Origin of the sequence: Rhizobium atlanticum (assembly GCF_030182485.1) — a bacterium.
In the GTDB taxonomy this organism is placed as follows: Bacteria; Pseudomonadota; Alphaproteobacteria; order Rhizobiales; family Rhizobiaceae; genus Rhizobium.
The window spans coordinates 108376-126521 of sequence record NZ_JAQJCJ010000017.1 but is presented as its reverse complement, the minus strand read 5'-3'; the positions used below and the strand labels follow the sequence as shown (position 1 = coordinate 126521).

General features: G+C 58.9%; 23 protein-coding genes. 6 read left to right on the top strand and 17 right to left on the bottom strand.

What is annotated here, in order from left to right; genetic code table 11:
- Window positions 1-163: 163 nt before the first annotated feature.
- The 3 genes from PH551_RS23535 to PH551_RS23525 all read left to right on the top strand — a co-directional run bounded on the left by PH551_RS23535 (window position 164) and on the right by PH551_RS23525 (window position 1869).
- The gene (locus PH551_RS23535; protein WP_285195281.1) at window positions 164-439 is read left to right on the top strand and encodes a hypothetical protein; all 276 of its coding nucleotides are present in this window, start codon (window positions 164-166) and stop codon (window positions 437-439) included.
- 111 nt (window positions 440-550) lie between these two features.
- The gene (locus tag PH551_RS23530) at window positions 551-988 is read left to right on the top strand and encodes a DUF1810 domain-containing protein (RefSeq protein WP_221114053.1); all 438 of its coding nucleotides are present in this window, start codon (window positions 551-553) and stop codon (window positions 986-988) included.
- Window positions 989-1347: 359 nt separating this feature from the next.
- Window positions 1348-1869: a tetratricopeptide repeat protein gene (locus tag PH551_RS23525; protein ID WP_285195280.1), complete on the top strand. Its 522-nt coding sequence runs from the start codon at window positions 1348-1350 to the stop codon at window positions 1867-1869.
- 117 nt (window positions 1870-1986) lie between these two features.
- On the opposite strand, the gene PH551_RS23520 is transcribed toward PH551_RS23525, so the two are convergent.
- The 14 genes from PH551_RS23520 to PH551_RS23455 form a co-directional block, all read right to left on the bottom strand.
- Complete coding sequence (locus PH551_RS23520; protein ID WP_285195247.1) at window positions 1987-2556, bottom strand: hypothetical protein; 570 nt, start codon at window positions 2554-2556, stop codon at window positions 1987-1989.
- A 77-nt stretch (window positions 2557-2633) separates the two neighbouring features.
- Window positions 2634-3935 carry an ATP-binding protein gene (locus PH551_RS23515; protein WP_285195246.1) on the bottom strand — a complete coding sequence of 434 codons (1302 nt, stop codon included), beginning with the start codon at window positions 3933-3935 and terminating at the stop codon, window positions 2634-2636.
- A 15-nt stretch (window positions 3936-3950) separates the two neighbouring features.
- Window positions 3951-4892, bottom strand: coding sequence for a type II secretion system F family protein (locus tag PH551_RS23510; RefSeq protein ID WP_285195245.1), 942 nt, complete (start codon window positions 4890-4892; stop codon window positions 3951-3953).
- Between the two features lie 7 nt (window positions 4893-4899).
- Window positions 4900-5853 carry a type II secretion system F family protein gene (locus PH551_RS23505; RefSeq protein ID WP_285195244.1) on the bottom strand — a complete coding sequence of 318 codons (954 nt, stop codon included), beginning with the start codon at window positions 5851-5853 and terminating at the stop codon, window positions 4900-4902.
- Window positions 5850-7298, bottom strand: coding sequence for a TadA family conjugal transfer-associated ATPase (locus PH551_RS23500; RefSeq protein ID WP_285195243.1), 1449 nt, complete (start codon window positions 7296-7298; stop codon window positions 5850-5852). The genes PH551_RS23505 and PH551_RS23500 overlap by 4 nt, the downstream gene beginning before the upstream one ends.
- Before the next feature lie 16 nt (window positions 7299-7314).
- Window positions 7315-7878 (bottom strand): L,D-transpeptidase, encoded by a 564-nt coding sequence (locus PH551_RS23495; RefSeq protein ID WP_285195242.1) that lies wholly within the window; start codon window positions 7876-7878, stop codon window positions 7315-7317.
- A complete protein-coding gene (locus PH551_RS23490; protein WP_285195241.1) occupies window positions 7875-9017 on the bottom strand; it encodes a pilus assembly protein in 1143 nt (380 codons plus the stop codon). The genes PH551_RS23495 and PH551_RS23490 overlap by 4 nt, the downstream gene beginning before the upstream one ends.
- Before the next feature lie 29 nt (window positions 9018-9046).
- A complete protein-coding gene (locus tag PH551_RS23485; protein ID WP_285195240.1) occupies window positions 9047-9670 on the bottom strand; it encodes a TadE/TadG family type IV pilus assembly protein in 624 nt (207 codons plus the stop codon).
- A complete protein-coding gene (locus PH551_RS23480) occupies window positions 9664-10143 on the bottom strand; it encodes a TadE/TadG family type IV pilus assembly protein (protein WP_183701141.1) in 480 nt (159 codons plus the stop codon). Before PH551_RS23480 ends, PH551_RS23485 begins: the two co-directional genes overlap by 7 nt.
- On the bottom strand, window positions 10140-11744 hold the full coding sequence (locus PH551_RS23475) for a TadE/TadG family type IV pilus assembly protein (RefSeq protein ID WP_285195239.1): 1605 nt from the start codon (window positions 11742-11744) through the stop codon (window positions 10140-10142). The genes PH551_RS23480 and PH551_RS23475 overlap by 4 nt, the downstream gene beginning before the upstream one ends.
- A 91-nt stretch (window positions 11745-11835) precedes the next feature.
- Complete coding sequence (locus PH551_RS23470; RefSeq protein WP_285195238.1) at window positions 11836-12141, bottom strand: hypothetical protein; 306 nt, start codon at window positions 12139-12141, stop codon at window positions 11836-11838.
- On the bottom strand, window positions 12125-13615 hold the full coding sequence (locus tag PH551_RS23465) for a type II and III secretion system protein family protein (RefSeq protein ID WP_097600795.1): 1491 nt from the start codon (window positions 13613-13615) through the stop codon (window positions 12125-12127). Before PH551_RS23465 ends, PH551_RS23470 begins: the two co-directional genes overlap by 17 nt.
- Before the next feature lie 55 nt (window positions 13616-13670).
- Window positions 13671-14585, bottom strand: coding sequence for a Flp pilus assembly protein CpaB (gene cpaB / locus PH551_RS23460; RefSeq protein WP_088392444.1), 915 nt, complete (start codon window positions 14583-14585; stop codon window positions 13671-13673).
- Between the two features lie 98 nt (window positions 14586-14683).
- A complete protein-coding gene (locus tag PH551_RS23455) occupies window positions 14684-14878 on the bottom strand; it encodes a Flp family type IVb pilin (RefSeq protein WP_285195237.1) in 195 nt (64 codons plus the stop codon).
- A gap of 257 nt (window positions 14879-15135) precedes the next feature.
- Between PH551_RS23455 and PH551_RS23450 the strand changes: the two genes are divergently transcribed.
- On the top strand, window positions 15136-15672 hold the full coding sequence (locus tag PH551_RS23450; RefSeq protein ID WP_285195236.1) for a prepilin peptidase: 537 nt from the start codon (window positions 15136-15138) through the stop codon (window positions 15670-15672).
- Window position 15673: 1 nt separating this feature from the next.
- Here PH551_RS23450 and PH551_RS23445 read toward each other — a convergent pair whose 3' ends face one another.
- Window positions 15674-15874, bottom strand: coding sequence for a hypothetical protein (locus PH551_RS23445; protein WP_285195235.1), 201 nt, complete (start codon window positions 15872-15874; stop codon window positions 15674-15676).
- Between the two features lie 64 nt (window positions 15875-15938).
- Complete coding sequence (locus PH551_RS23440; RefSeq protein WP_285195234.1) at window positions 15939-16562, bottom strand: TetR/AcrR family transcriptional regulator; 624 nt, start codon at window positions 16560-16562, stop codon at window positions 15939-15941.
- Window positions 16563-16688: 126 nt separating this feature from the next.
- Between PH551_RS23440 and PH551_RS23435 the strand changes: the two genes are divergently transcribed.
- Together PH551_RS23435 and PH551_RS23430 are read left to right on the top strand one after the other, a co-directional pair.
- Window positions 16689-16904 carry a hypothetical protein gene (locus tag PH551_RS23435; RefSeq protein WP_285195233.1) on the top strand — a complete coding sequence of 72 codons (216 nt, stop codon included), beginning with the start codon at window positions 16689-16691 and terminating at the stop codon, window positions 16902-16904.
- Between the two features lie 73 nt (window positions 16905-16977).
- Window positions 16978-17154, top strand: a complete 177-nt coding sequence (locus PH551_RS23430; RefSeq protein ID WP_157131511.1) for a hypothetical protein — start codon at window positions 16978-16980, stop codon at window positions 17152-17154.
- 97 nt (window positions 17155-17251) lie between these two features.
- Here the strand turns inward: PH551_RS23430 and PH551_RS23425 are convergent, their stop codons facing one another.
- Entirely contained in the window at window positions 17252-18109 is an 858-nt protein-coding gene (locus PH551_RS23425; protein ID WP_285195232.1) for an SDR family oxidoreductase, read from the bottom strand.
- Window positions 18110-18146: the final 37 nt, after the last annotated feature.

The following is an 18146-nucleotide window of genomic DNA, read 5'->3' as shown; positions in this document are numbered from 1 at the left end:
TTTGAAAATTGCCCCTTCAATTGCCACGATTGAAGACACACATGCTTGCACGCATGCCGAGCCGGTTCGACGCGAGGGTGAGAGTTTACTCTTCTACCGGCCGCATGTGTTGCAGGAGTAATTAAAAATGACAGATTGTGAAACTTTAAGCCGTCGCCAAGACATGGTGACCCTCCACGTGAAAGAGGACGAATCTCTCGGTCCAGGCGAGCGTGACTATGTGGAACATGTCAGCGCGCAGAAACTTTCCGGTTTCGAGCGCATCGTGGTGGTCGCAGCGTTGGTTGTCTTGAGCTTTGTTGGTTTTGCCGCATATTCTTCCAACGTGACGGATCCGGTGACGACATCGGCCATTGCTGCCACCCCTGGCGATACGCCGCATCATCAGCCTTACGGCCATTGCCGTGACAGCAGCCCTTATGCTGAACGGGTCTGCTGACAGCAAGCCGACTACCCCGGGCGACATTGTTGTTCGCCCAGGGAGAAATTTCTTCGCCGGGCATGGAGCCCCTCTGACTCAAGCTGCGTTGACAGCAAAAGGGAAAGAACCATGGCCGGCAAGATCGATTACAATCTCGAACGTTTCGTCAACGCCCAAAACGGCGTCTACGAGCAGGCGCTTTCCGAGCTGAAGGCCGGACGGAAAACGTCTCATTGGATGTGGTTCATCTTCCCGCAGATCGCTGGTCTCGGCACCTCTGCAATGGCGGAAAAATATGCCATACGCTCGGCCGGGGAAGCGGCCGCCTATCTCGCCGATCCCACGCTCTCAAGCCGGCTGCTGCGCTGCGTCGAGGCTCTTTTATCGATCGATGGCCGATCGGCCCATGACATTCTCGGCTCGCCTGATGATCTCAAGCTGCGCTCATCGATGACCTTGTTTGCAGCGATCAGCGATCACGGGTCGCCCTTCCACCGGGCGATCGACCGTTTTTATCAAGGAAAATTCGACGAGCGGACGATCGAGATCCTCAGCGCCAAGGACTAGAGCGGTTCAGCTTTTCACGGAAGCGCAGCACCGCTCCAAGTTTTTGTTTTTACGCAATTCCCGGCAAGGCGCTTCGCGCTTTGCCTGGGAAAACCGTTTCACACTTTTCCTGGAATTGCTGTAAGCGGAGCGACATGCGCCGCCAAGTTTTTCTATCAGGCCGAGATTTTGGGGCGCACATGTTGCCTACCCCGAGTAGTTGGCGTTTATTGCCCATGGCGCAAGCCAGCGAAGCCGCCTCTGTCGCCTTTTTTGTGAGTATCTGCTTAAATTCTTGAGTTGTTAGCTTTTTTTCACGATGATGCCGGTGAACGCATCCGAGTCTTGGGTAAGAATGTCTGATGGGGATCAAATTGCCAATGCTGCAGATCAGAGCTGGGACTAAATGCATTGCCTTTTTGCTGGCGACCGGAGCGGTTTTGGCTGGTTGCCAGTCATCCGGCGTTGATGGTCTGGCTGCTTACGGCGACAGCGCAAAAACTCTCCAGGATGACTCGGCCGTCGCCTTCTACAAGAACGACGAGCTGATAACCAACGGCAAACTGCAGTTTCAGGAAAAGAATTACGGAAAATCCTACGCCATCTACAAGCGAGCGGTTGACGTTTTTCCGGAAGACCCGGCCGCCTGGTTAGGCTTGGCGGCCTCCGCCGATATGGTTGCCCGCTTCGATACCTCCGACCGCGCTTATCAGCAACTCTCGCGGATGATCGGCAACACCCCGGTCTACTACAACAATATCGGCTATTCTCACCTGTTACGCGGTGACCTGCGTACTGCCAGGCGCTATTTCCTGAAAGCCTATGAGCTTGATCCCGGAAACGAAGTCACTGCCCGTAATCTCGAACTCATGAAGAACAGCGTGAAGTATGCTCAGCGGTAATCGATCCTTCAGCGATCGGCAATCTGCGTCGAGATGAGAACGCCCTAGATATGAGCAGCGGCACGGCGCCCCGGGCGGCGTCCACCGATTGCTTTGGAGATTTCGGCGAGTCGGAGTTTACCGTGCCTTCCGAAGAATGAGCTTGCCTTCCGGCGAGAGTGTACGTTCGTAACGCGGCAGGTTACTGACGGAAATGCCGCCGGCTTCGATCGACGCAAGGGTGCTATCTGCAGTTTGTGTTTCCGCTGACACGCCCCGGGGTGCGAAAAACTGTGCCGGTTCCTTGCCGGGTGCACTGAGGACCAACGCTGAACCCATGCGTGCACCGCTCATGTCGTTGCGCATTCCTTCGTTGATCGACAGAATGGACTTTTGCAGACTATCCATCTCCTGGCGGATCAGTGCGACTTCGTCGGCCTTGGCATTCTCCGCGATGTTGCGCGACTGCTTTTCCATTTGTCCTCTCAGGCCATCGATGGACCTTTTAAGCGCAGCGATGGTCTCGCGGCTCTCGCGAACATCGGCCGAGTTCTTGGCCGTATAAATGAGAACGCCGGCATTCACAGGCAGGAGCATGAGGATCAAACCGACGAGCAGCGGGTTTCTTGAGACTCTCGGCTCTGGTGTTCGCATATGGCTTTGTTTTGCGCCGTCGACTTCGACGTCGATATTCGGGATGCCGGTCATTCGCTTACTCCCCGTAAGTCATCAAATCTGCGTTGGCATTGTCCAGGAACAGGCCGTGATCAGCGCCAAGTCCGCAATCATTCCGACGTAAATACACCTTCCCACGCGCGTTCGAGCATATCAAGCGACGCGATTCGCGCTAAGCCATTAAACTCGCAGTAGGAACTGACGAAATCGAGAAGATATTTCGGATGGTAGCAAGACGCTAGCACATCGCCGTTGTACTTGCGATCGTAGAACAAGTTCAGCTCTGGGTCAGAGACAACCAATCCAGTGCCGCTGGCGTAGGATTTGAAAATTCTGAGATATTCGTCGCGCGACGGAGTGTTGACAAAAATCTTGTATTTGAGGCGCCGCAAGCCCGCCTCGTCGGAGAGGTCCTTCGGTGCGATATTCGTCGAAAACACGACCAGCTCGTCAAAGGGAACCTTGAACTTCTTGCCGGTGTGCAGCGTCAGAAAGTCATATCCGCGCTCGAGCGGCACAATCCAGCGATTGATGAGCGCCTGTGGCGCCACTTGCTGACGCCCGAAGTCGTCGATGATGAACACGCCGCCGGACGCTTTCAAGTGTATGGGTGCTTCATAGACATTTGGCCCGGCGTTGAAGGTGAGATCGAGCTGATCGAGGGTCAATTCCCCGCCCGTCTTGATCACCGGACGGCGGCATTCGATCCATCGTTGATCGGCTTTCGAATGGGAGTCCGCGCCAGCCTCCGATACGGGGTGATGCACGGCCTCGTCATAGAAACTGATGACATGACCGCCGACCTCGATGGCATATGGCACCCAGATCGTTTGGCGAAACAGTTGCGACGTCCGCTCGGCGATGCTGGTCTTCCCGTTGCCGGGCGGTCCGTAAAGCAGGATAGAGCGACCGGAGTTGATGGCCGGGCCGAGTTTCTCGACCAGGGTGTGCGAGAGCACCAGCCCCTCAAGGCTGTCGGTCAGCCGCTCTGGGGTCACGCGCTCGTGATGGATGGACTGCAAACCTATTTGCCGGCAGAACGCGTCGAGCGACACCGGCGCCGGCCCGACATATTGGCATTGACGCGACGCCGCGTGGGCATATTCGAACCCCTTCATTGACAGCGCATATCGGACATCAGATCTGACATCCTCACCCGCCAGGCCGCGAGCCTCGAGGTATGCAAGTTTCACCAGTTCCTTGATCAGGAGATTGACGATCACTTTCGGCAATCTCATGCGTTCAGCGAGATGAGAGGCCGTGGTCGTATCCTGCTCGGCCGCACATTTTGCGGCCAGCCGAAGCAGGAACGACTGATCCAATCCCGCTTGCTCTATGCTTCCCGGTGCCATTGGCATACGCGGATCGAGCGAAATGATGGCGTCACGATTGTGTTCGAGCGAATACTGCATACGACCTCGCTTGGCTTAACCGCCGGGTTTCATGCCGACAAGAAGACTGATGACACGCATAACAACGGGCACAAGCACAATGACGAGGCTTACCGGAAAAAGGAACGCGCCCAGCGGCAGCAGCATCTTGACCGGCAAGGCGTTCGCCTTTTCCTCGGCGCGCACAATACGCAGGTCGCGCATTTCCTTGCTGTAGACCCGCAGCGTCTGGGTGACGCTGGTCCCGAGCTCCTCCGATTGGCGGAACAGAACGGACAGGGCCCGGGCCTCGTCGATTCTCAGGCGGGTGGCCAGGTTAGCGAGCGCCTCACGCAGTCGCCGGCCGCCCCGCACTTCCAGCATCATGATCGAGAGATGGAGGCCGAAGTCCTGCTGCTTGGCCACGAATTCCCGGGCAACACGGTTCGCGGCCGCTTCGATGCTCATCCCTGCATCGAGGCAGACGATCAGCATATCCATAAAATCGGGAAAAAGGCGGCGGTACTCCCTCTCCTTGGCGGTGCCACGCCGGTCGATATAAATGTTGACGAGAATAAAGGTCGCGCCCGCAGCAAACATGGCAATGATCAGAGCGCCTATCTGCGGCATGTTCGGCGCGATCCGGTTTAGGGCCCAGACCGCCCCGACCAGTATGCAGATACAAATCACCGCGCGGACCACCTGGAAGGTGGTCACCGCGCCGGCAGCAAAATAGCCCGCCCGAATCAGCCGGTTCTGAGTGGAGTTCAGATTCGTGTCACGTCGCGTAATTTCGAAATAGCGGCGGATCAGGCGGTTTTCCGCCTCGCCGAGATCGGCAATCGTCGTATCGCCGACATGGAAGTCGTCGCCCATCGCCGAGCTCTTCGACACCCGAACGGAGACCTCGCGCTGTCGAAAAAACAATTCCGAGGCTGCCGCCGAAAATATCAGCACTGCAAAGAAGACGATGAGGTAGATTCCATACTCGCTCGACATGACCGCCTCAGTACTCGAAGTTGACCATCTTGTAGAGAATGACATTCCCGATCGCCATGATGGCCAGCAGAATGCTCACAACGGCGGGTCCGTGGCCGCTGTCCCAGACGGGGTCGAAGTAGGTCGGCGATAACGCCTTGATCATCGCGTAGAGCAAAAACGGATAGACCGACATGAAGATCGCCGTGATGCGTCCTTCCGACGAAATCGCCCTGACCTTTGCCTTGAGCATCGACCGGTCTCGCAGCGTTTTCGAAAGGTTCTGCAAGATCTCCACGAGATTGCCGCCGGTTCCGGCCTGTACGCTCAACGATATCGCAAGCAGATTCAGGTCCTCGACGCCGACCCGATCGGCTAAGTTCACAAGGGCATCATCCAGCGTCACGCCGTAGGTGAGTTCATCCGAGAGGAGGCCGAACTCGGTGCCGATCGGATCAGGCATCTCGCGTGCCACCAAAGAAATCGCCGCCGGCAGCGGGTGGCCGGCGGCCAGGCTGCGATTGGCGACATCGAGCGCTTCAGGAAGCTTCAGCTCGAATTTCTTCATGCGGCTCGCCCGGGCGCGCCAGACGACCAATGCGGGGATGAGCAGGCAGATCAGCAGAAAGACGATTATTCTAAACAGAGTGCTCGGCACGAGGAACTGAACTGCCAGCCACGTAAAAAGTGCGCCAGCGATCGCGAAGAGAGCAAATCGCCTGGCATCGAACTTGATTCCCGACTGGGCGTAGAACCGCAGCAGCCGCTGCATCATGGGGGTTTGCCGCCAACCGCCGGCGACACCGCGCTCCTTGAGCATATCGCTATAGGTCTTGCGATGATCATCGCTGACCTCGAGCAAGCTCAACCGATGGTTCACGGCGCGGTGGCGTTCGGATGTCTTGAAGTAGCCGCGCATAATCGCTTCAACAGCGACAAGGGCCGCGGTGAAAACGGCAGCGTAAACGAGAGTCAGGGTCATTGAACAGGTCCCGTTTGGAGCGGTTTACCGGGATCAAAAATTGCCACGGGAATCTCGATCCCGAGTTCCGCAAATTCCTCGACGAATCGCGGCCGGATGCCTGTGGCGCGGAATTCGCCATGGATCCGCCCGCCTTCGTCAGTGCCGATTTTCTTGAACTTCATAATCTCCTGCATCTGCACGACTTCGCCCTCCATGCCGGTGATCTCGGAAATCGAGACGACTTTGCGGCTGCCGTCGCTCAAGCGCTGGACCTGCACGATGATGGTGATGGCCGACGAGATCTGTGAGCGAATGCTCAACTGCGACATCGGCATCCCCGCCATGCCGACCATCTGTTCGAGTCGGCCGACGGCGTCGCGGGGCGTGTTGGCGTGAATGGTCGTCATCGACCCCTCGTGACCAGTATTCATCGCCTGCAGCATGTCGAACGCCTCGTCGCCGCGGACTTCGCCGACGATGATGCGGTCGGGACGCATGCGAAGAGCATTTTTCAAAAGTTCGCGTTGACGGATCTCGTTGCGTCCGTCGAGCGTTGGCGGTCGGGTTTCCAAACGCCCGACATGGGGTTGCTGCAGTTGGAGTTCGGCCGCATCCTCGATGGTGATCAGGCGCTCCTTTGGAGAAATCTGCGAGGAGAGAGCGTTGAGCAAGGTGGTCTTGCCGGAACCGGTGCCGCCTGAAATGACCATGGACACTTTGCCCTTGACGGCGGCGCTGAGAAGAATGCGCATCGCATCGGCCATGGCGCCATATTGCACGAGGCGCTCCAATGTCAGCGGCTTGCGGGTGAATTTGCGGATGGAAACGAGCGGCCCATCGACCGAGATCGGCCTGATGGCGACGTTGACACGTGAGCCATCCTTGAGGCGGGCGTCGACCATCGGCGTCGATTCGTCGACGCGGCGGCCGACGGCCGAGACGATCTTGTTGATCACCCGAAGGAGATGGTCCTCGTCCTTGAAACGCACGGCGGTGCTTTCAAGCTTGCCGCTCCGCTCGACATAGACGCTGCTGTAGCCGTTGATGAGAATATCTGCGATCGTCTCGTCGGCCAGCAGCGGCTCGATCGGCCCCAGCCCGAGCATCTCGTCGGTGATATCGCGGATCAGATCGTTGATTTCCTTGGCATTCAGCGGAAAGTTGTTACTCCGGATATAGTCCTTGACGAGCGGCCGGATCTCGGTCGCGATCTCCTCATTGTCGAGCGCGTCGAGTATCCCGAGGTTGATACGATCGAGCAGGTAACGGTGCAGATTGACCCGCTCGGAAACCATGTCCGGCCCGAGCGACGCCTCTTCGCCACCCGCCGTGGCGCTGTCAGAGACCGGTCGGGCAGGCATGTTCTGAGCTGCGACGAGAGACAGGTCGGCCGCCTCCGGATGTTCCCGGCTTTCAGGCTCCTGCTGATGCTTGTAGAAACGCCCCATGATGCCGTTCGCCATGCTTCCCACCCCTGAACTATTTTACAATGACCGTGGAACCGACTTTCACCCTCTCATAGAGATCGATGACGTCGGCATTGCTCATGCGAAAACAGCCCGATGAGGCGAAATCGCCGACCGTCGACTGCTCGTTCGTTCCGTGAATGCGGTAGAGCGTGTCGGTCCCGCCCTTGAAGAGATAGATCCCGCGAGCGCCCAAGGGATTGAGCGGTCCGGCAGGTACCAAGTCCGGAAGTCCGGCCGCGCGCGCCTTCATCTCGGCAGGCGGGCGCCAGTCGGGCCACTCTGCCTTGCGTCCGACCTTGACGGTCCCGCTCCAGCGAAATCCGTCACGTCCGACGCCGATCTTGTAACGGATCGCACGTCCTTCAGAGATGACGAGATCCAGCGTTCGGTTCGCGCTGACGATGACGATCGTTCCAGCCGCGTAGCTTTTTTCGATCGTCACCACGGTGCTTGTCGTCGGCCCCAGGGTTCGTGGCACAAGCCCGGCTGCCGCGGCATCCCCGGCAACGGCCAGAACGGCCAGAACCAGAAGGCCGACGCAGGACCTTATGCGGCCACGGTCAATCGCCTTCATCGCACCAATGCTCCAAGTTTACCGACCGCGCCGCAGAATCGCGCCCGGGAATTCACCTGAGCCGGCAGCACACCGCGGTTAACCGCCTCGCTCAAAGTATCCCACTCATCCGCAATGACATGCGTCGGGATGCCCTTGAAGATCTTCTCCGTCTGTTGTCGGCGCAGGCCGAGGCCGAAAAGCTTGGCGCGGTATTTATTGATGACGATGAATATCTGGTCCGAACTGCCTCGCAGCCGTACCAGATTGGCAAACAAATCCCTGGCTTGAGATAGCGCAGGGACCGTCATTTCGGTGACGATGTAGATGCTGTTGACCGAAGTGAGCACCTCGTATTTCCACGGCGTGTCATAATAGGGGACGTCGACGACCGTGTGGTCGCTCTCGAAGGCGGCCACATCAAGCATACGCAGCACGAGTTCACCGCCCTTCGGCGACAGAAGGACTGACGGCTGCTTGAAGGAAAGCAGTGAAAAGCCTCCCGGATGCCGCTTTCGGACAAGATCGATGAATTCAATATCGACCCGGGAAGGGTTGGCGATGACCGGTTTCAAGTCATAGTCGTTCACAAGATTGAGATAGTAGCCAAGCGCCCCGGAGCAAAAATCCGTATCGAAGAGGTCTACCCGCGGCGTCGAGTTTTTGGTCGGCTGAGCCAGCGAATGTGCAAGCGACGAAGCGATCATGCTGGCGCCCGCACCACCGACGGCTGAGACCACGGCATGCACCCGGCTGTCGCTGGCCCCGGTGCCTGGCGCATGGGTCGAAATCATGTCGATCAGGGCGCGGCGCTCGAGCGGCTTCTTCAGCCAGTCATTGCCGTTCAGGCGGAAGAGCAGCCGCAGCATGTCGTCCGGCAGGTCTTCGGAAACGACGACGAGCGGAATGTCCCGATAGGCGGTGCGAAACGAGAAGAGCTCCGGTTGCTGCAGCAAACTTCCGTTGTCGACGTCGAGAACGATCAGGTCGAACTGCGTCGGATCGAGCCGGCCCTTTTCTCCGAGCGCCTTCAGAGAGAAATGGCGGACATCGTAGCGCGAAAGCGACCCGAAAGTATCGAGCATGAAGCTCGCTGCAGCCGCGTCGTCGGAGAGAACCAGAATCTTGGCGGATGCGGCAATGTTCATGTGCGCTGTCATTTTCGCTTTCCTACGCGTTAATTAAGGAATCAGCAGGTTGAGCAGGTCTTCAGGTCTTCCGTCGTGATCGTTACTGGATGGGCCGGGATGGTGACGTCGTTCAATCCCAACAGCCCGCCGAGGATCGGCAGATCGAAGGTGATGTCGCGCACCTCTAGCCGCATCGTCAGCACGGGTCCGTCAGGGCGGCCCCAATAGCCGAGTCCCGATCGCTGATAGGTGACGACCAGATTCTGCGGTTGGATACGCCAATTGAGATCGCAAATGCCGGGGTGCAGATCAGTTCCCGCGTTGCAAACGCCATCGCTTCCCAGGACGATCCGGTTCAATGCCGCCGTGCAGTTTGCAAGAGCCGGTCCGCAAGTTGAAGATATCGTGGCATTATTCGGTGTGGCTTTGCCGTTGTTGAGCGGATCGGCAGCGTCGGTCGGGAAAACGGCATTGAAATTGGTCGTCAGCGGATCTGATACCGCCGCCAGTCGGGCACCATACTGCAGTGCCTTGACCGTCTGATTCCACTGCGACATGGCATAGCCGAACTCGATGAAGGCGGCGAAGACCAGCATGACGATCGGAAAGGTCAGCAATGCTTCGACAAGGCTGACACCACTGCTATCCTGCCAGAATGTCTTGACCCGCCGAAAGATCACCATCCGATATATCTCTCTTCATGGAAGGAACTGAGGGTGATGGCGTCAATTCCAAGAAAGCCGAACACCGGCGAGCTCTGATAGAGATGCGCAGTGGAAAGGGTGATGTTCCCGTCGGCATCGGGCGCACTGATGGTGATGTCGGCAGGGTCGTTCCAGCCGGGGACGCGCGGTTGAGCGTTTGCCGCAGGTGTCTGCGTTCCGTAAAAGGCGATCGTCTTTGCCGTTGCTTGATTGCATGTCGGCACATAAGTTCCCGACAGCGGTCGGCATCGCGAAAGGTAACGCCCAGCATCCCGCAGACCTGCGTCGATCTGCATCCGCTGCCAGAAAATGCTGCCAAACTCCAGTATGGCCGCGGCAAAGAGCGTCACAAAGGGGACCGCGAGCAGCGTCTCGGCGAGCACCGCGCCTTCCTCCCGCCGCCAGAAGCCGAGGCACAGTCGATGCAGGATAAAATTGCGAAGCGCCATCATCTAACCAGCTCCGCTTCTTCCCGAAGGAATTCGTCCAGCGTGCCGCGTCCGCCCTTGCCGGTGATGTCGATCATCTCCAGGGAAAGGTATCGTTCGCCGGAATCCTTAATTGCCGGCTTGGTCAGAAACATGCGCGCGAAGGCGACCGCGCGCGTGGCCTTGTGGCCGTTCAGATGCCCGACCGAGGCTTCATAGCCACAATTGACGATGGCTGAGAAGATTTCGCGGCGATCACCATATTCAGCCGCGGTATAGTTCGAAAGGTCCGGGCCGGTATAGCACTGGCCGCCGGTTGTCGGTTTGCCGGTTTCGCCATTCGCCGAGGCATGGTTGATCAGAGACGGGTTGGCAAGCTCGTAACGATAAACATCGTAAGCGGAGGGTTGGCTTGGTGTTCCGGTCGCCTGCGGGGGATAACTGGAGTAGTTGCCGAGGACCGTGCTCACCGAGGGCGCAGCGGTGCCCTGCGCGACATTCCAATAGGTCGTGTAATTCCAATTGTTGCCGCTGCTGATCTTGCCGCCGGCAAGCGAGGTCATGCTTGCTCCGTAGCCGAGCGGCAAAGCCTTGGTCGCATCGCCGACAACGGATCCGACCATGACCGGAGCATAGGTATCGCAGCCCTTCTTTCCCTTGCCGCTGATTGACTGCGCGGAGCGCACGTTCTGCGCAGGTCGGTAACGATAATCTCCGTTCGCCTTGTTGAACGATGAGGAGTAGAAACCGAAGCGCGTATTGACCCCGTCCTCGACGGGCCCCGCCTTTGCGCCGGTCTCCGTATCGAGGTTGTCCTGTGTGTAGCATGTACCGGGATTGCCGGTGGCAAGAGCCTCCGCCAGCACGGACGCACCATTGCCCAAAGGGGTCCGCAGGAAGCCAAAATTGCCGGGACCGGGATTGGACGCCGCGGTGCTGTGAAGCTCGATTTGACGCCCGTAGAGATTTCCGGCCGCAAAATTGGTGTGCAACGCGGCAGCTGCAGTTTCGCTGGCGCTTTCACTCGTGTTCCCCACCGGCTCGAATGGATTGCAGATAAAGATCGGCGTCACGTCGCAGGCGCTGGCGTGGTATACCGCCACGGCATCGGCTGCAATGTTGATCGTATCGCGGTTGAAGCCAGCCGGCATCGGAAATATCGTCTGCATCGCCTGCGGCTTGGCGATGACCCAGGCATAAGACGCTTCGCTGGCCACGGTCGTTTCCATGGAAGACGGGATGGGCGTATCGTCATTGGCCGGGATGCTCTTCAGAAAAAGCACGGTAACCGTGCTTCCGGCATCATTGCCGGCGTCATAGCTCACGCTGATATACGAGCCAAGCGACATGCCGGTCCCGCCGCCGGAGAAAGCCGCGCTATTGGCGATTTTCTCGATCGCCGTCTGCGCCCTCGAAATGGCATCATCGCGGCCATCGAGTTCCCGGGCCCCCGCCAACGCCATCGCATCGACCGCGTTCTGGAGATCGGTATGCAGGTTGCTGCTGCGGCCGACATCGATGACCAGCAGCGAAAAGCCGAGAAGCATTGGCATGGCGATGAGCGTCAAGGCGATGACATAGCCACGATGATCATTCCAGAACCGTCTGACAACCCTGCTGAGCATTGGCGTCCCCCCATCACGGCGCTATCGCCGTGATGACCCCGTTTCGTGCATTTCCCCTGCGGCGCGCTGCGCCGTTCATGCCTTCCGCCAGCTACTGGCTGGCGATCGCACCGTTGGAGGCCCCATTCGCCCCCATGGCCGGCGACGGCTGAACAACGCCCAGCCCGCCGTTCTGATATTGAGTGACCACCCTGCGGATCACCTTGCCGTCGCTTGCGATTCGGGTTCGCTGGGCTTCCGGCGGGAATGGGTCCTCGATCTGGATGGCCTTGTTTGCTTCCACGGCGTTGCCGACCCCGAAGGTGATCGTGTCGCGATGGTTCATGTAGTCGGCGCAGCCGGAAGCGAGGCCGGCGACCGCAAAGACGAGAAGGACGCGCTTAGCGTTTTGTAGCAACGGCTTGGACTCCCTGGTTCAAGTCGAGACGGTGGCCATAAGGCCCGGTCACACCTACGCCATTTCGAAAACGTCGGAGCATGTCCTTGTCGACTTCCAGAACCCCGAGCGCGAAGAGCTCGACGTCGTTGGACGAACGCGTCTGATCGAGCGGACTGTAGAGGTCCTCACCCGGGCGGGCCGGGCGCACAATGTGAGGCGTGACGACGATGACGAGGTCGGATTCCTTCTTCTGGAAACTCGTCGAACGGAACAGAGCGCCGAGCACCGGTATCTGCCCGAGTCCCGGCAATTGCTGGATGTCTTTGGCATTGATCGACTGCAGCAGGCCCGCCAAGGCAAAGCTCTGGCCGTCGCGGAGCGCGACCGTGGTGCTGGCAGCGCGCGAGATGAATCCCGGATTGCCGTTGACGTTGATCGACGGATCAATCTCGGAAACCTCAGGCTCGATCTCCAGGTTGATGAGACCATCATCAAGAACCACCGGCTTGAAGGTCAGCCGCACACCGAATGGGCGATAGTCCGTCTCTGTGGCCACCGTCGTGCCGTTGTTCGTCGTCTTCAGGATCGGCACTTCACCGCCGGCATGAAAGCTGGCGGTAGAGCCACTCATGGCGATGAGGTTCGGCTGAGCCAGGCGGCGCACCAATCCCTTCTGCTCGAGGGCGTTGATCACAACGTCGATGTGGCCGCCGGAGATTTCCAACACCTTGGCGATCAGCTGGCCGAAGGGCAACGCACCCGTTGCCGCACCCTTGGGATCAAGGAGGGTACGGGCCAAGTTGCCGTTGTCATCAACGGTGATCCCCTGGCTGGCCGTTGCCTTGCCGATGCGATTGTTGTTGCCATAGCCGGACCAACCGATCCCGAGGTCACGACCCGTCTGGCGCGAGGCTTCGATGACACGGACCTCCAGCATCACCTGCTGGCTGTCACTGACGCGCAACTGGTTCAGCACTGGCTGGTCGGAATAGGATTGGGCGATTTCCATCACCCGCTGCAGTTCGATACCGTCACGGACGAAGCCTGTCAGGCGAATGCGATCGTTGGAGTTGATAACCCTGACCCGAGCCGAGGGCGCGGCAGAGCGAATGGCGGAAGCGACTTCGCTGAAATCGCTCGCAACGCGGATGTCGATGACCCCAAGCAGCGACTTGTCGTCGCCATAGACCGAAATATTGGTGGCGCCGGGCTTTTTGCCGCGGATGAACAGCGACTTGTCGGAAAGCGGCACCACGTCGATCATATCGGCGCTGCCGATGACAAGATCACCGAAGGGCTGGCCTGTATTGAGCGTCAGCGTCTCGTTCGGAGGCAAGGTCACATGCTGGACTGATTCGCCTAAAGTGATGGACTTCTCCTGTGCGTTGGCGCGGCCGGCAACTCCGGGGCCCAAACACACACAGGCCGAAAACACTGCCGCTAGTGCCGCAAGGCTTTTCGTCCTCGCGATTTTTCTCTTGCCGTTCGCCATGCCTGCTTTAGCCCCCTCATCCGGCTCGCCGCACCTGCGGCATTCCGCATCAACATCACTGGACCAGGCCGACTCGGTGCTCCTCGCGCTTCGTCGTGTTCCAGACTCCCACTGTCACCCACTTCGGCTCAACCGGCAACACCGGCTCAACCTTTTGTTCCACAATCTGCACTTGTTTTGCCGGTTCTGGCAACTGCTTTTCCAAATCCTTGCCCAGTTCTGTCGCCATCGCCCCGCCACCGAGGTCGGCGACAGTGATCGGCCGGGTCTGCTCGACTGAGGAAGAGGCAACATTGCGAAGCGCCAGCGAGAGCGTGCCGACACTGGAGCCGAGGGTCAGGCGCTGCGCCTCGTCGGTCGTGACCTCAAAGGTCACCGTTTTCACGACGGATGGCTCGTCCTTGCGCTCGTCTGCCGTCTGGTCCACCGCAAGGACCTTGACGCCTTGCAGCAGCACGTCGACGAAGGTCTGATCGTTGCCCGCCTGCCCGCGCACGACCCGCGTCAGAAGCACGTCGACGCGATCGGAAGGCCTAACGAAGCCGGCAACGCCGAGCACATCGTTGACGCGAATGGAAACGGCCTTCATGCCCTGATCCAGCGCCGCCGACAGAGTGGCGCGTTCGCCAGTACCGGTGATTTTCGAGGATAGAACCGGCTCGCCAGGGTCGATCGCCGCCATGGCATAGCGCGGCTGGGCATCATTGCCGACGACCATCTCGATGCTGACGAATGAGCCTGCGGGTGTTTCATTAGAGGGCCACGGAATGGCTCTGAGGTTTTCGGATCGGATCCGGTCACCGAAGCGCATCGGAGTGGCGGCGACAACAAGTGTCCTTTCCTCCGCCTTTACGCCGCTCATCGCCAGCAGCTTGGCCTTCTGATCGGAAAGATACGCGCGCATGCCGAAAACTGCGGCGGCGGCGAGTACAAATGCAATAACGAGGCTTAAAATTGTTGAAGAACGCATCGCGGTTACTCGCTACACTGGACGGAGCGCATCCATTCATTGATGCTAATTTAGAAGAGAGGGGTTAACAAAACCCCTCGCTTCTGCGAATGCCAGCTTCAGGCTGGGGCCGTCAGGTTGGTCGTAAACCAAGTTGCCCAGCCGTTCCATACGGTAGCGAGATTGGTGCCGGCCAGTGTCACCGCCCCGATCACGCCGCCAACCAGCAACGCAAGCAGAATAAGGTATTCGGTGAGTGCGACGCCATCTTCTTCCCGCGCGAAAGCGCGTACGCTATTTACAAATGCTTTCATCGAGAATTACCTCCCAGGTAAGTGGTGCGCCGTATTTCCCCCGGCACTAGTCGTCGAGACCGCCCCTTCGACTGGGAATATTAATATTCTGTTAATTCTAATTTAGTCAATTGTTTTATACGTGGGCGATATACATATATACTTTATGGTTAAATTGAAAAGTCATATTATTTGTATTCTAAAACAACCTAAGTCGCCGAAGCTGAGTGAAATTGAACGCGAAAGTAGACTATCATAGCCCAGGAAGGTTGGATTCAATGAGAGACATAGTCGTTTTTATTAATTCTATTTCAGTATTACTATTTCTCTACGCCGCCTGGACAGATTTCCGCACATGGAAGATCCCCAACGCAGTCGTGCTTGCGCTCGTGACACTTTATGCGCTGCGCGCGCTGGCCGTGATGCTTGGCTCCGAGGACGTCGGCGCAGCCCTGTTTGCTTCGAGCGGAATTGGTGGCGACCTAGGGGCTGGTCTGCTGATGTTCATGCTTGGGGTAGCGCTCTGGACGTTCCGGCTGTTTGGCGCAGGAGACGCCAAGCTTTTCCTGCCGATCGGTCTTTTTATCGGATGGCACGGAATGCTGCCGTTTGCGGTGCTGCTCTTCGCGCTCGGCATTTTGACGCTGCTGGCCCTGCGGCTGCCGGTGCCGCTGTCCGTCGCGCATCTCGCCTTTTTCATGCGCATTGAGGAAATTCGGGTGAGCCGGAAGATACCCTATGGCGTCATCATGGTTTTCGCGACGCTCCTGACCCTGGCTTTGCCAATGATCCGGCAGCACCTGCAGCTACGGTGACCTACCCTGAAAGGGCTCTGGTCGACCTGTTCTCCAACGCGGCGATCTCCTCGGAGACCTCGCTCAATCGCTGACGCAGGTCGCTGTCGGTGCCGTCATCGACCTCTTCCTCGCCAAAACAATAGCGTGCCTCGTGAAGCTCGAGCTTGGCTTCGAGCTCGGCGCGTCTGGCATATAGGCGCTTGAGATAGGCGTAGTTCATCTCCCGGTCTCCACATCGTCCCGGTGATGGAAAAACGGTGTGGAGGCGGTAAGGTTCCGGTCTATCAGGTGAAAGAAGCGATCGCTGCTCGGCAGGCCTTGGCGAAATGGCCGCAACAGCCGGCGGCGCCCATTGCCTGACGGCTGACGCGCGCGCCTTCGAGCAGCAGCGTCAGCGTATCGGCAAGAAGTTGAGGTTCGCGCGCACCGGCTGCCGAACAGAGCGCGGCCAAGCGATCACGCTGTTCGGCCTTGTGCCTCTCGATCATTTCATGGGCGGGATGCCCTTCTCCCTTGAGCTCGATGGCGGCGTTGGCGAGATCGCAGCCGGCGGGCTCGCCGTTCAGACACTGCGCCCGCATCTCCACCCAGGCGTCGAGCTGGGCGCGGGGATCGCCGGGATGAGCGGCCTCCAGATCGCGCCAAATGGCATCGGCCTTTTCGGAGGCACGCCGCAGCGTCTCGCAGACGAGTTCGTCCTTCGAGCCGAAATGCCGGTAGAGCGTCATCTTATTGGTCGAGGCGGCATCGGCGATGGCATCGACGCCGATGCCGCGGATGCCGCGCTCACGGAAAAGCTCCACGGCCGTCGAGACTATGCGCTCCCGCGGCGGGATGCGATCTTCTGAAACGGTTGCGGAGATTTCATTCGAAGTTTCTGATTTTTTTGCGGACGAAGTCCTTGACATCAATGTGACCGATCGGTAACAACAGCATTGTTACTTACCGGTAACACCACAGGCCGCGAAAGTCAACGCAGAGGGTTGGCGGCGGATGTGGAACACGGGCGACCGCCCACGAAAGGAGGACAAGCCATGAGACAGACCAGAGACGACCTGACAATATCCGAAGCCCTTCGCGACCCCCTGATCGCCATGGTGTTGCGCGCCGACGGCGTGAAGCTCGAAGACTTCAAGCAACTCCTGGAAGCGGCCGCCGGGAAACGCGAATCGCGCCCGACGCCGGTGGGCAAGATGATCGGAGCGCTTACGAGCCGCGCCAATCTGCCGGCTATTGCCTGCTTCGGCTGAAAAAGCCGCCTGAACACCGGGGGATCTCTCCCTGCCCCCGACAAGGGCTGTCGTCATAAAGAGGCGGCGGCCCTTGCTGCTTCATCGTAGTGGCCGGAAAGCGGCGGCGATCAACTTCTCCTTGCCCGCCCGCGCGCCTTTCACGAGGCCGCGCTTTTCGAACTTTCTCCGCTGCGACCAGGCCCTGCTCGCCGCCGGCGACGCCGTGATCGTCACGACGCCGACCGGCGGCGGCTACGGCAAGCCGTGACTGAAGCGCGCATCCTGCCAGATCGTGATTACGCGCTTCAGCTCCTTCTATCCGTGCATGCCTTCATCCCGGAACCGCCAATTCCGGGCGACATGCATTAAAGGATTGGCTTGCCGCCTGTAACCGCGATGGTCGTGCCGGAAACATAGCTCGACAAGGGATCGGCCAGCATGACATAGGCGGTGGCCAGTTCGGCCGGCTGACCCGGCCGTTTCATCGGTACCTGCTTACCGAAATTGCTGACGCTGTCTTCGGGCAGCGTCGAAGGAATGAGCGGCGTCCAGATCGGGCCCGGCGCCACGGCATTGGCGCGAATGCCCTTGTCGGCCAGAAGCTGGGCCAGGCCGGCGGTGAAATTCTGGATCGCGCCCTTGGTCGTGGCATAGGCCAGCAGCGTCGGGTTCGGATTGTCCGAATTGATCGAAGCCGTGTTGATGATGGCGCTGCCGGGCTTCATATGGGCGACGGCCGCCTTGGTCAGGTAGAACATCGCATGGATATTGACCTTGAAGGTCAGTTCCCACTCCTCGTCGCTGATCTCGTCGATACTCTTGAAGCTTGCCTGATGCGCGGCATTGTTGACGAGAATATCGATACCGCCAAGCTCCTTGACCGCGGTTTCGACAATTTGCCGGCAATGGGCGGGATCCTGAATATCGCCGCTGACGAGCACGGCCTTGCGGCCGGCCTGTTCGACGAGCCGCTTCGTCTCGTCGGCATCCTCGTCCTCGTCGAGATAGGAGATTACCAAGTCTGCGCCTTCCCGGGCATAGGCAATTGCCACTGCCCGGCCAATGCCGCTATCGCCGCCGGTAATGATCGCCCGCTTGCCCTTCAGCCGTTCGGATCCGCGATAGGTTTTTTCGCCATGGTCGGGAACCGGGTCCATCTGGGCGGTGAAACCCGGCATGGGCTGTTTCTGGGATGGGAAAGGGGGTGTTGGATAATGCGTCATTATAGCCTCCTGAGTTGAGGGACAAACTCAGGCTGCG

Coding starts and splice junctions, on each gene's coding strand:
- PH551_RS23535 (WP_285195281.1), top strand. CDS start 164: ATGGTGACCCTCCACGTGAAAGAGGACGAATCTCTCGGTCCAGGCGAG.
- PH551_RS23530 (WP_221114053.1), top strand. CDS start 551: ATGGCCGGCAAGATCGATTACAATCTCGAACGTTTCGTCAACGCCCAA.
- PH551_RS23525 (WP_285195280.1), top strand. CDS start 1,348: ATGCTGCAGATCAGAGCTGGGACTAAATGCATTGCCTTTTTGCTGGCG.
- PH551_RS23520 (WP_285195247.1), bottom strand. CDS start 2,556: ATGACCGGCATCCCGAATATCGACGTCGAAGTCGACGGCGCAAAACAA.
- PH551_RS23515 (WP_285195246.1), bottom strand. CDS start 3,935: ATGCAGTATTCGCTCGAACACAATCGTGACGCCATCATTTCGCTCGAT.
- PH551_RS23510 (WP_285195245.1), bottom strand. CDS start 4,892: ATGTCGAGCGAGTATGGAATCTACCTCATCGTCTTCTTTGCAGTGCTG.
- PH551_RS23505 (WP_285195244.1), bottom strand. CDS start 5,853: ATGACCCTGACTCTCGTTTACGCTGCCGTTTTCACCGCGGCCCTTGTC.
- PH551_RS23500 (WP_285195243.1), bottom strand. CDS start 7,298: ATGGCGAACGGCATCATGGGGCGTTTCTACAAGCATCAGCAGGAGCCT.
- PH551_RS23495 (WP_285195242.1), bottom strand. CDS start 7,878: ATGAAGGCGATTGACCGTGGCCGCATAAGGTCCTGCGTCGGCCTTCTG.
- PH551_RS23490 (WP_285195241.1), bottom strand. CDS start 9,017: ATGACAGCGCACATGAACATTGCCGCATCCGCCAAGATTCTGGTTCTC.
- PH551_RS23485 (WP_285195240.1), bottom strand. CDS start 9,670: ATGGTGATCTTTCGGCGGGTCAAGACATTCTGGCAGGATAGCAGTGGT.
- PH551_RS23480 (WP_183701141.1), bottom strand. CDS start 10,143: ATGATGGCGCTTCGCAATTTTATCCTGCATCGACTGTGCCTCGGCTTC.
- PH551_RS23475 (WP_285195239.1), bottom strand. CDS start 11,744: ATGCTCAGCAGGGTTGTCAGACGGTTCTGGAATGATCATCGTGGCTAT.
- PH551_RS23465 (WP_097600795.1), bottom strand. CDS start 13,615: ATGGCGAACGGCAAGAGAAAAATCGCGAGGACGAAAAGCCTTGCGGCA.
- cpaB (WP_088392444.1), bottom strand. CDS start 14,585: ATGCGTTCTTCAACAATTTTAAGCCTCGTTATTGCATTTGTACTCGCC.
- PH551_RS23455 (WP_285195237.1), bottom strand. CDS start 14,878: ATGAAAGCATTTGTAAATAGCGTACGCGCTTTCGCGCGGGAAGAAGAT.
- PH551_RS23450 (WP_285195236.1), top strand. CDS start 15,136: ATGAGAGACATAGTCGTTTTTATTAATTCTATTTCAGTATTACTATTT.
- PH551_RS23445 (WP_285195235.1), bottom strand. CDS start 15,874: ATGAACTACGCCTATCTCAAGCGCCTATATGCCAGACGCGCCGAGCTC.
- PH551_RS23440 (WP_285195234.1), bottom strand. CDS start 16,562: ATGTCAAGGACTTCGTCCGCAAAAAAATCAGAAACTTCGAATGAAATC.
- PH551_RS23435 (WP_285195233.1), top strand. CDS start 16,689: ATGAGACAGACCAGAGACGACCTGACAATATCCGAAGCCCTTCGCGAC.
- PH551_RS23425 (WP_285195232.1), bottom strand. CDS start 18,109: ATGACGCATTATCCAACACCCCCTTTCCCATCCCAGAAACAGCCCATG.